General features: G+C 67.7%; 9 protein-coding genes. 6 read left to right on the forward strand and 3 right to left on the reverse strand.

Annotated features, from left to right (window positions below; genetic code table 11):
• The first annotated feature begins 7 nt into the window (after window positions 1-7).
• The 6 genes from AC1Q7Q_RS30140 to AC1Q7Q_RS30165 all read left to right on the forward strand — a co-directional run bounded on the left by AC1Q7Q_RS30140 (window position 8) and on the right by AC1Q7Q_RS30165 (window position 11,706).
• Window positions 8-3,205 carry an efflux RND transporter permease subunit gene (locus tag AC1Q7Q_RS30140; RefSeq protein ID WP_492375459.1) on the forward strand — a complete coding sequence of 1,066 codons (3,198 nt, stop codon included), beginning with the start codon at window positions 8-10 and terminating at the stop codon, window positions 3,203-3,205.
• A gap of 281 nt (window positions 3,206-3,486) precedes the next feature.
• Window positions 3,487-5,772: a TonB-dependent hemoglobin/transferrin/lactoferrin family receptor gene (locus AC1Q7Q_RS30145; protein WP_492375458.1), complete on the forward strand. Its 2,286-nt coding sequence runs from the start codon at window positions 3,487-3,489 to the stop codon at window positions 5,770-5,772.
• Window positions 5,773-5,793: 21 nt separating this feature from the next.
• Window positions 5,794-9,921, forward strand: a complete 4,128-nt coding sequence (gene cobN, locus AC1Q7Q_RS30150; protein ID WP_492375457.1) for a cobaltochelatase subunit CobN — start codon at window positions 5,794-5,796, stop codon at window positions 9,919-9,921.
• A 6-nt stretch (window positions 9,922-9,927) separates the two neighbouring features.
• Complete coding sequence (locus AC1Q7Q_RS30155; protein WP_492375456.1) at window positions 9,928-10,437, forward strand: MotA/TolQ/ExbB proton channel family protein; 510 nt, start codon at window positions 9,928-9,930, stop codon at window positions 10,435-10,437.
• On the forward strand, window positions 10,434-10,754 hold the full coding sequence (locus tag AC1Q7Q_RS30160; protein ID WP_441640460.1) for a DUF2149 domain-containing protein: 321 nt from the start codon (window positions 10,434-10,436) through the stop codon (window positions 10,752-10,754). Before AC1Q7Q_RS30155 ends, AC1Q7Q_RS30160 begins: the two co-directional genes overlap by 4 nt.
• A 52-nt stretch (window positions 10,755-10,806) precedes the next feature.
• Window positions 10,807-11,706, forward strand: coding sequence for a ChaN family lipoprotein (locus AC1Q7Q_RS30165; RefSeq protein ID WP_492375455.1), 900 nt, complete (start codon window positions 10,807-10,809; stop codon window positions 11,704-11,706).
• Window positions 11,707-11,720: 14 nt separating this feature from the next.
• On the opposite strand, the gene AC1Q7Q_RS30170 is transcribed toward AC1Q7Q_RS30165, so the two are convergent.
• From AC1Q7Q_RS30170 to AC1Q7Q_RS30180, 3 genes are all read right to left on the reverse strand, one after another.
• Window positions 11,721-13,214, reverse strand: a complete 1,494-nt coding sequence (locus tag AC1Q7Q_RS30170) for a dihydrolipoyl dehydrogenase family protein (protein ID WP_492375454.1) — start codon at window positions 13,212-13,214, stop codon at window positions 11,721-11,723.
• 80 nt (window positions 13,215-13,294) lie between these two features.
• A complete protein-coding gene (locus AC1Q7Q_RS30175; protein ID WP_492375453.1) occupies window positions 13,295-14,224 on the reverse strand; it encodes a patatin-like phospholipase family protein in 930 nt (309 codons plus the stop codon).
• 67 nt (window positions 14,225-14,291) lie between these two features.
• Window positions 14,292-14,732, reverse strand: a complete 441-nt coding sequence (locus AC1Q7Q_RS30180; protein ID WP_492375452.1) for a PaaI family thioesterase — start codon at window positions 14,730-14,732, stop codon at window positions 14,292-14,294.
• Window positions 14,733-14,757: the final 25 nt, after the last annotated feature.

The following is a 14,757-nucleotide window of genomic DNA, read 5'->3' on the forward strand; positions in this document are numbered from 1 at the left end:
TGACACCATGACCCTGTCCGAGCTTTGTATCCGCCGCCCGGTGATGACGATCCTGCTGTGCTTGGCAGTGATCGTCACCGGCATTGCGCTCTACCCCACCATCCCGATCGCGGCGTTGCCGTCGTTCAACTCGCCGGTGATCCAGGTCACGGCCACCTTGCCCGGGGCCAGCCCCGAGACCATGGCGGCCTCGGTGGCGACCCAGCTGGAAAAGCAGTTCGCCACCATTCCCGGCGTGTCGGTGATCAGCTCGTCGAACACGCTCGGCAACTCCAGCATCACCATCGAGTTCAACAACGACCGCGACATCGACGCCGCGGCCGTGGACGTGCAGGCGGCGCTGTTCCGCGCGCAGCGCGCGCTACCGATCGAGATGACGGTGCCGCCGTCGTACCGCAAGGTCAACCCGGCCGATGCGCCGGTGCTGCTGCTGGCGATCAACTCGCCGGCCATGAGCCTGGCCGAGCTCAACGCCTTCGGCGACAACCTGATCTCGCCTAGCCTGGCCACCTTGCCAGGCGTGGCGCAGGTGCAGGTATTCGGGCAAAAGCGTTTCGCCGTGCGCGTGCGCGCCCACCCGGACGCGCTTGCCGCGCGCGGCCTCACGCTGGATGAGCTGGCCACGGCGCTGAACCGTGCCAACGCCAATACACCGGTCGGCACGCTGGACGGCGCGCGCCAGACGCTCACCATCCAGGCCAACCGCCAGCTTGCCAGCGCCGACGCGTTCCGCAACATCATCGTGGCCAGCCAGCCCAGCGGCGCGCTGGTGCGGCTGTCTGACGTGGCCGATGTGGAAGACAGCGTCGAGACCATCAAGACCGGCAGCTGGCTCAACAACGAGCGCTCGATCGTGCTGGCCGTGCTGCGCCAGCCGGATGCCAATACGGTGGCGGTGGTGGACGCCATCAAGAACGCGCTGCCGCGCCTGATCCAGCAGATGCCGGATTCGGTCAACGTGGCGGTGGTCAACGACCGCTCGCAGTCGATCCGCGAATCCATCCACGATGTGCAGTTCACGCTGGCCCTGACCGTCGGGCTGGTGGTGATGGTGATTTTCCTGTTCCTGCGCCGCGCCGCCGCCACGCTGATTCCGACCGTGTCGCTGCCCATCTCGCTGATCGGCACGGTGGCGCTGATGAAGGCCTTCGGCTACAGCCTGGACAATGTGTCGCTGCTGGCCATCACGCTCGCCGTGGGTTTGGTGGTGGACGACGCCATTGTGATGCTGGAAAACATCGTGCGCCATATCGAGGAGGGCGTGCCGCCGCTCAAGGCCGCGCTGGTCGGCTCGCGCGAGATGGGTTTCACCATCCTCTCGATCTCGATCTCGCTGGTGGCGGTGTTCATCCCCATCTTCTTCATGCCAGGCGTGATCGGCTTGCTGTTCCACGAGTTCGCGGCGGTGGTGTCGCTGGCCATCCTGGTATCGGCGCTGGTGTCGCTCACGCTGATCCCGATGCTGTGCGCGCGCTTCCTGTCGGCCGAGAACGTGCCGATCGACGAGTCGCAACATGCCTATGGCGACCACGCGGATGCCGGCCACGCGCCGGCCATCGTGCAGAAGCAGACCATCGGGCTGCGCTCCACCCAGTGGTTCGAGAACCTGTTCGAATTCACGCTCCACCGCTATGCGCGCGGGCTTGACTGGTGCCTGGCGCACCGCAAGTCGGTGCTGGCGGTGGCCGGCCTGACCTTCGTGCTGACCGCGGTGCTGTTCGTGATGATTCCCAAGGGCTTCTTCCCGGAAGAAGACATCGGGCAGATCCAGGTCAATGCCGAAGGCCCGCAGGATATTTCCTTCGACGCCATGGCCGAGCGCCTGCGCGATGCGGCCGAGCGCATGCGCAAGAACCCGGCGGTGCGCAGCATCGTGATCTCGATCGGTGGTGGGCCCTCCCCCGCCATCAACACGGGCCGCATGTTCATCGAGCTCAAGCCGCTGGGCGAGCGCCCCAAGATGGCCAAGGTGGTCGAGTCCCTGCGCAAGGACGTCTCGGGCATCGCCGGCCTGGCGGTCTACTTCTCGCCGGTGCAGAACCTGCGCCTGGGCGGGCGCCAGAGCAAGAGCCGCTACCAGTACACGCTGCAAAGCGTGAAGGCCGGCCAGTTGCAGGAGTACTCCGACAAGCTGATGGGCAAGATGCGCGCCGATCCGCTGTTCCGCGATGTCACCAGCGATTCGCAGCAGTCGGGCCTGGAAGCGCAGCTGTCGATTGACCGCGACAAGGCCAACGCGCTGGGCGTGCAGATCCAGGACGTGCGCCAGGCGCTGTACTCCGCCTTTGGCGAGCGCCAGGTGTCGACCATCTACACGCCGATCGACAACTACTACGTGATCCTGCAGGCGGCCGACATTGACCGTGCCGACGAGACCGCGTTCTCCAAGATCTACGTGCGCAGCAAGACCGGGCAGATGGTGCCGATCTCCGCCTTCGCTACTACCGAGCGCCGGGTCGGGCCGATTGCCGTGAACCACCAGGGCCAGCTGCCCTCGGTGACGGTGTCGTTCAACCTCGCGCCGGGCGCGGCGCTGGGCGCGGCCTCCGCCAAGATCGATGGCTACAAGCAAGAGATCGCCATGCCGGGTTCGATCTTCACGAGCTGGGGCGGCGATGCGGCGGTGTTCCAGTCGTCCCAGGCTACGCAGGTGCTGCTGCTGGTGGCGGCGCTCGCGGTGATCTACACGCTGCTGGGCGTGCTGTACGAGAGCTACATCCATCCGCTGACCATCCTGGCCGGCCTGCCGTCGGCGGCCGTCGGCGCGTTGCTGACGCTCTTTATCTTCGACGTGGAGCTGTCTCTGATCGCCACCATCGGCGTGCTGATGCTGATCGGCATCGTCAAGAAGAACGCCATCATGATGATCGACTTCGCGCTGGCGGCGCAGCGCGAGCAGGGCATGGCCCCGGCGCGCGCGATCCGGCAGGCCTGCCTGCTGCGCTTTCGCCCGATCATGATGACGACCTTCGCCGCCGTGATGGGCGCGCTGCCGCTGGCGCTTGGCCTGGGCGCGGGCGCCGAGCTGCGCCAGCCGCTGGGCCTGGCGGTGGTGGGCGGCCTGCTGTTCTCGCAGGTGATCACGCTGTTCATCACGCCGGTGATCTATCTGGCGCTCGATCGGTTCTCGGGCACCGGCCCGCTGCAGATCGACGACGAAGGCAATCGCCTGCCGGCCTTGGTGGGCGGGGAGGCCGCGCACTGAGCGTGCTGCCGTAGCCAATCGCGACGCCTCGGGGGCGGTGCCGTATCGGTCGGCACCGCCCTTTTTGTTTCGGCTTCGTTGCGGCATTGCCACGACTCGCGGCGCTTCGTGCGCAGGAGCATGGATTGTGGTGATCCATGCTTTACAAATGGTTACTTATTGATAATAATTCGCATTCTCAATAATGCGTGACCGGGTTCGCCGAGCCACGCCTGACCACGCGAGCGAGCCACAGTTTTCGCACTAGCCAGCCAGCGTTTCGCTTTCTTTAGGGAAAATCCATGAAACGCCGCTGTCTGGCGCGCTTGCGCGCCTCTGCCCCTATCCGAGTCGCGCCCATCGCCGCCGTCTGCGCCGCCCTTGGTGGCCCTGCCCTGGCTGCCGAGCCGGCCGCCGACCCGGCCCGCCACTTAAGCGAGGTGGTGGTCACCGCCACGCGCACCGAGGAGCGCGCCGACGCCGTTGCCTCCACCATCACCGCCATCGACGCCAGCCGGATCGAACGCGCCCAGCCCGTTGACGAGGCCGCCCTGTTCGCCGATGAGCCTGATATCGACGTGCCCCGCGACCGTCGCCGCTTTGGCGCCGGCAGCATCAATATCCGCGGCATCGAAGACAACCGTGTGCTGCTGATGGTCGACGGCGTGCGCCTGCCCGACTACTACAACGGCGGCGGCCCCTCCAACCTGTCCAGCGCCACGCGCGACGCGCCCGAGTTCTCCTTCCTCAAGCGGGTCGAGGTGCTGCGCGGGCCGGCTTCCAGCCTGTACGGCTCGGACGCCATCGGCGGCGTGGTGTCGTACGTCACCAAGGATCCCGAGGACATCATGCGCGGGCGCGCGGTGGGTGGCGAAGCCGGCCTGTCGTGGAACGGCATCGACCGCAGCTTCGGCCAGACCGCGGGCGTGGCCGGCGGCAACGAGACCATCAAGGGCTTGTTCATGTACGCGCACCGCAAGGGGCACGAAGTGCAGAGCATGGGCGGCAACGACACCACGTCGACCGGCCGCACCAAGGCCAATCCGCAGAACAGCGAGACCAACGCGTGGCTCGGCAAGATCGTGCTCGACCCCGCCGTGGGCCATCGCTTCAAGCTGACTTACGAGCATCGCGACAACGACACCTTCACCGATATCCGCCGGCTGTCCACGGCGCTGCCGCGCGTGACCTCCGCCAGCGGCACCGAAGACCTGTCGCGCAACCGCGTCAGCCTGGACTACGAATGGAAGCCGGCCAGCCGCGTCATCGATCGCCTGAGCGCGGCGGTGTTCTACCAGGAGAGCGAGTCCAACACCGTGACCAACCAGGTGCGCAGCCGCACCAGTTCGGGTTGCTCGGGCTCCACGGCGGGCAGCAGCCTGTGCGACGTGAACCTGCTGTTCGGCTTCCGCCAGCAGCAGACCGGCTTCAACGTGCAGGCCGACAAGTCGTTCAACACCGGCATTGTTGGCCACCGCCTGATCACCGGCGTGGACTTCCTGCGTACCCAGACCAGCGAGATGCGCGACGGCACCACCTACAACCGCACCACCGGCGTGGTGTCCAAATCGCTGGCCGGCGACAACTTCCCGATCCACGATTTTCCCAAGGGCGAAACGCGCCAGACCGGCATCTTCGTGCAGGATGAACTGCAGTTCGCCGGCGGCCGCTTCACGCTCACGCCGGGCATGCGCTTTGACCACTACTCGCTCGGCCCGGATGACGACAAGCTCTACAACAGCGTGGCCTCCAAGCCCGCCATCAGCAAGAGTGATTCGGCACTGTCGCCCAAGCTCTCCGCGCTGTGGCAAGCCACCGACCGCATCAACCTGTGGGCCCAGTACGTATTCGGATACCGCGCGCCCAACTACCAGGAGATCAACGGCAGCTTCCGCAACACCATCCAGGGCTACGGCGCCGCGCCCAATGGCGACCTGAACCCGGAGAAGAGCCGCTCGTTCGAAATCGGCGCGCGCTATACGGATGAGCGCGTGCAGACCAGCGTCGCGGTGTTCGACAACCGCTACAAGGACTTCATCGAGCAAGTCGCGCTGCGCTGCCCGTCGGACCCCGCTTGTCTTGCCGGCCTGCGTGCGACGTACCAGTACCGCAACCAGAGCAGCGTGCGCATCTACGGCGCCGAGTGGCGCGGCAGCTACCGCTTCCTGCCGCAATGGCGCGTGGACAGCGCGGTGGCCTACGCGCACGGCAATAACGAGCAGACCGGCCAGCCCCTCAACAGCGTCTCGCCGCTGCGCGCCAGCGCCGCGCTGACGTGGGAGCGCGGCAGCAGCAGCCAGGGCCAGGGCGCCAGCCTGCGCTGGCGCGGCGCGCGCGCCGTGACGCGCACCGACGACACCTCGTTCGCCTACTTCAAGCCGGGCGGCTATGGCGTGGCCGACATCCAGGGCTGGTGGCGCTTTAACCGCTACGCCAGCCTGGTGCTGTCGGTGAATAACGTGTTCGACAAAAAGTACTGGCTGTGGGGCGATGTGCGCCAAGGCAGCGTGGCCGCCAGCGAGCCGGGCCTGGACTTCTACACGCAGCCAGGACGTACCTTTGCCGCCAGCGTGAAGCTGTCGTTCTGACCGGAGGCGAATCGACCCGACATGTCCCCACAAGATAAGACCAAGATGCGGTTTCTCCGCGCGCTGTGCCTGCTGTGGATAACCTGGCTGGTGCTCGGCATGCAGCCAGCGTCGGCAGCGCCGCGCATCGCGGTGCTGACCACCTCGCCGGTGCCCGCTGGCAAATTCGAGCCGCTGCAGGCCATGGCGCGCGCACACGGCATGACGCTGGACGCGCGCTACCTGGAGCGCATGAGCGCGCAGGATATCGCGCCGTTTATCGACGGCGCCGGCCTGCTGATCCTGGACGCGCCGCGCGACCACATCGTCACCGAGATGCTGGCCAAGCTCGGGCCGCTGTGGACCCATGCGCGCGTGCCGCGCCTGCTGATTGCCACTGACCGCTTCGATGCGCACGGCGTGGATAGCGCGCTGGGCGCGAAGCTGCAGGCGTACTACGTCAACGGCGGCCGCGCCAACTTCGACGCGATGATGCGCACACTGGCCGCGCAGCAGTTCAAGCTGCACGCGGACAACGCCATTCCCGCGCCGGTCGTTTTCCCCAAGGCCGCTTACTACCATCCGCGGCTCGCCAGCGTGGTCACCGCATCGCCAGACGACGCGCTCAAGGTGTCCGGCCATGCGGGCGAGCCGGTGATCGGCGTCGCCATCCACCAGGCCTACGTGTCGGGTCTGGACAGCGCCTTCATCGACGACCTGATCACGCGCATCGAAGCGCGCGGCGCGCGTGCGCTGGTGTTCTACAGCGGCGTCATAGATGCGCACGGCGTGCTGCGCATGGCCGCCCCCGGCGGCAAGCGCATCGTCGACGTGCTCATCAACGGCCAGATCATGCTCAACGCGGCAGGCCGCAAGGCGGAGTTCGAGGCGCTCGGCATCCCGGTGCTGCAGGTCATGCCTTATCGCAAGGGCGACGCGCAGGACTGGGAGCGCGACCCGCACGGCATCAGCCTGACCGACACGCCCTTCTACCTCGTGCAGCCCGAGCTGGCCGGGGTGAGCGATCCCATGCTGGCCGCCGCCACCTCGCACAAGGACGGCAGCATCGTCAGCCTGCCGGCGCAGCTCGATGCCGTGGCGGACAAGGCGCTGGCGCTCACGCGCCTGCAGCGCACGCCGAACGCCGACAAGCGCGTGGCGATCCTGTTCTACAACTATCCGGCGGGCGAGAAGAATCTGTCGGCATCGTTCCTCAACCTGCCGCGCAGCCTGTCGTCCACGCTGGCCGCATTGCATGCGGCCGGCTACCGTACCGACGCTGCGGATGCGCTCACGCTGCAGCGCGACCTGGGCGCATTGCTCGCGCCCTTCTACCGCGATGGACAGCTTGCCGCGCTGCTCGATGCGGATCGCGCGGTGTGGATGCCGATGGCGCAATACCGCCGCTGGTACGACGCGCAACCCGCTGCGTTTCGCGCCGAGGTCAGCGCGCGCTGGGGCGAACCCGAAGCCTCGTCGATGGCGATCAGGCGCAACGGCGTGGCCGGCTTCGCCATCCCGCGCCTGCAGCTTGGCAACGTGGCGCTGATGCCGGTACCGCCACGTGGCGAGCGCGACGAAGCCGCCGAGAAAGCGCTCTATCACTCCACCAAGACGCCGCTTAGCCATTTCTACATGGCGGCCTACCTATGGGCGCGCGAAGGGCGCGAGGCGCTGGTGCACTACGGCACCCACGGCACGCAGGAATGGACGCCGGGCAAGGAGCGCGGCCTGTCCGTGACCGACCAGCCCTACCTGGTGCTCGGCAGCGTCCCGGTGATCTATCCCTACATCGTCGATGACGTGGGCGAGGCGCTGCAGGCCAAGCGCCGCGGCCGCGCCACCATCGTCAGCCACCAGACGCCGCCGTTCAAGCCGGCGGGCCTGCACACCGATCTGTCGGCGCTGCACGACCAGTTGCACAACTACCTGCAACAGGACGACGGCGCAGTGAAGGACACGCTGCGCGAGGACGTCCTCAAGCGCAGCGCGCGCATGCACCTGCTCGACGACATGGGCTGGCCGCAAGCGCGCGCGAGCGCGCAGTTTGCCGAATACCTCGACGCGCTGCACACGCATCTGCACGAGCTCGCCGGCGCATTGCAGCCCTACGGCCTGCATACGTTCGGCCAGTCGCAGGATCCCGAGCTGCGGCTGTACACGGTGATGGCCATGCTCGGGCAACCGTGGCTCAAGCGCGTGTTTCCCGACGAGCCGGAAGAACTGTTCGCGCTTGACTACAAACAGCTCGCGCAATCGGCGCCGTACGCCATGCTGCGCAAGTACGTGATCGACGGCGCGCCGCTGACCAACCTTGCCGACGCCAAACAGCGCGAAGAACAGCGCGAAGACATGCAGCGTGCCCGCACGCTGTACGCCAGCCTGGACGCCGCGCCGGAGAGCGAATCCATCCTCACCGCGCTGGCTGGCCGCTATGTGCTGGCCGGCACCGGCGGCGACCCGGTGCGCAATCCCGACGCACTGCCGACCGGGCGCAACCTGTATGGGTTCGATCCCTCGAAGGTACCGAGTCGCGAAGCGTGGCAGGCCGGCCAGGCCGCGGCCCAGAGCATGATTGCCGACTGGCGCAAGCGCAACGGAAAGTGGCCCACCAAGCTGGCTTTCTCGCTGTGGAGCGTGGAGACCATGCGCCATCAGGGCATGCTGGAGGCGCAGGCGATGGCCGCCATGGGCGTCCGCCCGAAGTGGGACGGCGGCGGCCGCGTGGTCGGCGTGGAAGCGATTCCCGCCGCCGAGCTCAGGCGGCCGCGCGTGGACGTGGTGCTGTCCGCGACCGGCCTCTATCGCGATCACTTCCCCAACCTGATCAAGTGGCTGGCCGAAGCGGTCAAGCTCGCCGCCGCGCAGCCCGAGCCCGACAACGCCGTTGCCGCCAGCACGCGCGTGCTCAGCGCGCGGCTGGCGCAACGCAAGGCCGCGGACATGACCCCGGAGCGCATCGAGTCGCTGGCGCTCACGCGCATCTTCGCCAGCGAAACCGGCAACTATGGCACGGGACTGAACGACGCTACGCTGGCCAGCGACAGCTTCGGCAGCGGCAAGGAAGCGGACGCCAAGCTGGCCAAGCTTTATCTCGAGCGCATGCAATACGGCTATGGGCCCGACGAGAAGACGTGGGGCGAGAAACTGCCACAACTGAATCTCTACGCGGAGAACCTCAAGGGCGTGGAAGGCGCGCTGCTGGCGCGCAGCTCCAACTTGTACGGCATGCTGACCACCGACGATCCTTTCCAGTATCTCGGCGGCATCGGCCTGGCCGTGCGCCACCTGACGGGCAAGGCGCCGGAGCTGCTGATCTCCAACCTGCGCGACGCCAACAACGCGCGCACGCAGACGGCGGCATCGTTCCTCGCCACCGAGCTGCGCACGCGCTACTTCCATCCCGGCTGGATCGAAGGCATGAAGGCCGAGGGCTATAGCGGCGCGCTCAATGTGCTCGATACCGTCAACAACTTCTGGGGCTGGACCGCGGTCGCGCCGGAGATTGTGCGCGACGACCAGTGGACCGAGTTCGCCGAGGTCTACGTCAAGGACAAGCACAAGCTCGGCCTGGACGCATGGTTCGAGAAGAACGCGCCGCAGGCCCAGGCACAGGTGATCGAGCGCATGCTGGAAGCCGCACGCAAGGGCTACTGGGGGGCCGATCCCGAGATGCTCAAGACGCTGGCCGACAGGTGGCAGGCGCTGTCGCAGCGGCACGATATCCGCAGCGACAACCGCAGCTTCAATCGCTACGTGCAGCAGCAGGCCACGGCGCCCGGCGCCGCGGGCTATGGCACGCAGGCTCCGGCGGCACCGCCCGCCGGCGCACCGGCAGCAGCAGCCCCGCAGGCGGCACCGCGTCCTGCTCAGCAGCAAGCGCAGCCCAAACCCAAGCCGCAGCCCGAGCTGCAACCCGAGCCGCAACCCGAGCCGCAACCCGAGCCGCAACCCGAGCCGCAACCCGAGCCCAAGGCACAGCCGCAAACGGTGCCGGTGCAAGGCATGCAACTGGTAGAGAAAACGCCGCCCGCGGCGGCTCTCGTGCCCGTGCTGTCGTGGCTTGCCGGCGGCATCGCACTGGCCGGCGCCATGCTTGGCGGCGCCCTCAGCGCGCGCCGCCGCGCTGGCGCTGCGCCCTTCGTCCAAAAACAATCCGAAACCCGCTGAGGCATCATGACTCCTACCCTGCTTGAAACCCTGATGTACGACGTCGGCCAGTTGTTCCTGTTTCCGACGCTGGCCCTGATCGGGCTGCTGTTCCTGTACGCCTTCTGGGCGCTCGGCGAGTTCATCACGCAAGGCTGGCAACGCCGCCGCCACGGCATCGAGACGGGACGCGGCTATGTGCTGGTAGCGTTCGCGCTGCGCCACCGCATCCAGGACCCGGACACGCTTGACGTGACCGCGCACCGCCTGCTGGAGTGGCCGCGCATTGCCACGCGCGTCGCGCCGATGCTGGGACTGGTGGCCACCATGATCCCGATGGGTCCCGCGCTCAAGGGCTTGTCCGGCGGCAACCTCGCCAACGTGGGCGAGAACCTCACCATCGCGTTTTCCGCGGTGATTCTCGCGCTGATCGCTGCCAGCATCACCTTCTGGGTGGTCAACGTGCGCCGCCGCTGGCTCGCCGAGGAGCTGGTGTGGCTGGGCAAGCATCAACCGCAATGGGAGGTCGGCGCATGAAGTTCCTGGAGGAGAGCGAGGCCGACGATCCCATCCTGTCGGTGGTCAACCTGATCGACGTGTTCCTGGTGGTGATCGCCGCGTTGCTGGTGGCCATCGCGCAGAACCCGATGAACCCGTTTACGCACGCGGACGTCACCATCATCACCAATCCCGGCAAGCCCAACATGGAGATCGTCTCCAAGCAAGGCGAGAAGGTCGTGCGCTACCAGGCCAGCGGCCAGGTCGGCAGCGGCGACGGCACCAAGGCCGGCGTGGCGTACCGGTTGCAGGACGGCTCGATGGTGTATGTGCCGGAAGCCGCGGCCGCGCAGTAAAACTGCGCAATAATGAGCACGAGCGAGCCATCGCAACCAGGATTACTTAGCCATGCAGATTCGTCACAGCGTTGCCAGCCTAGCCAGCTTTGTCCCTACCCGCGCCGCCGGACTGGCGCTCGCGGCCGCCATGTTCGCCGCGCTCGCCGGTTGCGCGGGCACGCCGCCTGCCGCCGTGGCTGGCGATGTCGCGCATCAGTTCACCGGCAAGACCTACGTGCTGCTGGGCGAGGTCCACGACAACGCCGATGGGCAAAAGCGGCGCCTGCTGGCGTTGTCGGACGCACTGGCGGCCGGTTGGCGCCCGGCCATCGCGATGGAACAGTTCGACCGCGAGCGCCAGGCCGATATCGACCGCGCCCGCCGCGAGCGGCCCGGCGACGCGGCGTATGTCGTGGCGCAGGCGGGTGGCAAGAGCTGGCAGTGGGAGCTTTACACGCCGGTAGTGGCGCTGGCCTTGCGCTACGACCTGCCGCTGGTGGCGGCCAACCTGTCGCGCGCGGATGCGGGCAAGATCATACGCGGCGGGCTGGATGGCGTGTTCGATGCGACGCAGCGCAAGCGCCTCGGCCTCGCCGCGCCGTTGCCCGCGGACGTGGTGACCGAGCAGACCGCGGTGCTCGACCGTGGCCACTGCGGCAATTTCCCCAAGGCCATGCTGCCCGGCATGCTGGACGCGCAGGCCGCGCGCGATGCGGTAATGGCTGCCTCCATGCGTGAATACGCCGACCGCGGCGCCGTGCTGATCGCCGGCAACGGCCACGTGCGGCGCGATGTGGGCGCGCCGCGCTGGCTCGCCGCCGAGCCGGGCGCGATCTACAGCGTGGGTTACCTGGAGCAGGCCAGCGGCCGCGAGATCGGTGCCTATGACCGCGTGGTGCTGGTGCCGGTGCACAAGCGGCCCGATCCGTGCGAGGGCGCCAAGCCGGCGGCGATGGCCGAGCCGGCCTGAATCCGGCGGCGCGCCTAGCCGAACAGCTCCTCGGCCACGGTGGGATGCAGCTGCACCGTGGTCTGCAGGTGTGACAGCTTTACCCCGAGCCGCACCGCCACGGCAAACGCCTGCATGATCTCGGCGGCGGCATTGTCCATCATGTGCGCGCCCAGCACGCGCCCGCTGCGCGCATTCACCACCAGCTTGACCATGGACGCCTGCTCGCTGCCGGCAAAGCGATTCTCCAGCGAGACGAAGCGGCGCACCACGGTGTGGATGCGCTCGGGCTTGCCAGCTGCCTCGATGGCCGCCTGCTCCGTCAGTCCCACGCTGCCGATGGCCGGCTCGCAGAACACCGCCGTTGGCACCAGGTCGAAATCCGCGCGGTCGCCGCGGCGGCCGAACAGGCGGTCGGCCAGCCAGCGGCCCTGAGCGCCGGCCACCGGCGTGAGGTGCAGGCCGTCGATGACATCGCCAATGGCATGGATCGAGCGCACCTTGGTGCGGAACGAGCGGTCCACCTGGATGCCGCCCTTCTGCGTTTTCGCGATGCCCAGCCCCTCCAGGCCTAGCCCATCCCAATGCGGGTCGCGCCCGATAGCCGCCAGCGCGGCCTGCGCGCGCACGGTCTGGATGCGGTCCTTGCCGTTGCCATTGTTGCCGCCGTCCGCGCGATCCGCGCCATTGCCATGCTGCCGGTAGCACACGTCAATGGCGCCGTTGGCCTGGTTCAGCAGCGTCACCTCGGCATTGAAATGCAGGCGCACGCCCTTGGCGGTGAGCGCCTCGGCCAGCGCCTCGGCCACTTCGTGGTCAAAGCGCGCCAGCAGGCGCGCCTCGCGCACCAGCATCTCCACCTTGACGCCATAGCGCGACAGGATCGAGGCTTGCTCCACCGCCACATAGCCGCCACCGATCACCACCAGCGAGGCTGGCAGGCTTTGCCAGGTGAAGATGTCGTCGGAGGTGCAGGCCAGCTCGCCACCCGGCACCGGCAACGCGCGCGGCCGTGCGCCGGTGGCAATCAGGATGCGTTTGGCGCGGATGGTCTCGGCGCCCACCTGTACCTGCTCGGCGGCGCTCACCGTGGCGTCGCCGCGTAGCAGTTCCACGCCGGCTTGCTGCAGCCGGTGCGTGTAGGCCACGTGCAGCCGCGCCATCTCGGCGTTGACGCGCACAATGGCATCGCTCCAGTCTTCCTTGCCGCCGGTGTGCGAAAGGCAGCCTGACAGTACCGCCGCGAGGCTGGCACCATACGAGAGCATTTTCTTGGGCACGCAGCCCCGGTTGATGCAGGTGCCGCCGATCTCGTCGCGCTCCACCAGCACCACGCGCGCGCCCAGCGTGGCCGCGCGCCGCGCAGCCGCCACGCCGCCCGAGCCGGCACCGATCACCACGAAATCCGCTTCGCGCTGCGCGCCGGCCTTGCGCTTGCCACGACGGGGGACTTGCTCGACAGCCTGCTCGGTGCTGGCCCTGCGGGCGCTCTGACGCTCGGTCGTGGATCTTGCCTGGCGTTTCGTCATCAATGCCTCCAGTAGCGGCGCGAAGGCCGCATTGCACATCGTGATGACGGAGCCGCGAGCACGGCCGGCGCGCGGGAGCGCTACCCGGCGGTGCCAAGCTCCGTCTTCATGACAGACGGCCAGTCACGCAAAAAGGTTTCCCCGTCACGCCGGCCGAGTTCGTAGGCACCGATCATCGCGCCGGGCTGGGTGTAGTCCCAGCTCGAGATCGGTACCCGTTGCGAAGGTTGCAGGTAGAGCCGGCGCTGCACGCCATGTTGCAGGACAAAGCGGCGCGGGCGCGGATAGAGCCGCGTCACCAGCACCAGCACGTTGCCGGGCGTTGCGTCGAGCGCGTCGACCGGCACATTGTCGACCATGCCGCCATCCAGCACGGGCCGGCCGTCGCGCCGCAGCACCGGCGTGAAGGGCGGGGTCGAGGACGATTGCAGCAGCAGGTCCGCCAGCTGCTCGGGCGAGCCGCAGTCCTGCGCGCGCACGAACTCGGGATGAAACCCTAGCTTGCGGCCCAGGCGCGGGTGCAAGGTCTTGAGCCAGTGCTTCTCGATGTTGTAGGCGACCAGCCCGGCCATCACCGCTAGCCGCGGGCCGCTCCAGCGCGGGATGTGGGCCACGCCGATGCGGATCTCCGGCGCCGTCTGCAGGTTTGCCAGGCGGCCCTCGCCGAAGATGTTCAGCAATGCGGTGCGGTAGATGCCGTAATGCGGAAACACGCGTTGCTTGCTCAGCAGGTTGCCCCAGTACGCATTGCGCCGGTTGCCGGCAAGCACCTGGCCGTAGTACGCCATCACCTGGCGGGAGTCGTGCGTATAGATCATGCACGCCGTGGCGGCCCCGGCCGAGATCCCCGTGATCACGCGCGGGCGCAGCCCCAGCTCGGGCGCCACCGTATCCCACCAGCCTGCCTGCCACCAGCAGCGGTTGCCGCCGCCGGCAAACACCACCTGGTCGAACGGCGAGGCGGCGGCGGGCTGGATGGGGGCAGGCGTCAGGCTGCGGGGCTCATGCATGGAGATGGCTTGGGAGATTGCGTGCAATTTGGCGTGCGATTTGGCGTGCAATTGGGTGATGCGCCGCTCACAGCAGCGCGTAAGTGGTAGTGGCCTGCACGGCCAGCTTGCCATCGGTGCCGGTCAGCTCGATTTCGCCGAACACCACGGTCTTGCCCAGGCGCAGCACATTGGCGCGCACCAGCACGTCGCCCTCGATCACCGGGCGCATGAAGTTGGTGGTGAGCGTGACAGTGGTCATCGGCCTGAAGGCGCCAAGTGCATTGGCGATGGCCACGATCATGGCGGTATCGGCCGCGGACATCAGCACCTGGCCGCACACCACGCCACCCGCATGGCGAAATGATTCGTCAAAAGGCAGGCGCAGCGTTACGCCCTGCGCATCAACGTGCTCGGCACGCAGCCCGAGCTGGCGCACCCATGGCGCCAGTACCCGCTGCAGGGTGTGGTCGATATCGGCAAGCGTGAAGCCGGATTCCGGCGTTGGTACTAGCGTTGGCTCTGGCATGGCACGCCCGTTTGTCTGGGATGGG

The organism is Cupriavidus sp. GW823-FHT07A04 (assembly GCF_058794615.1).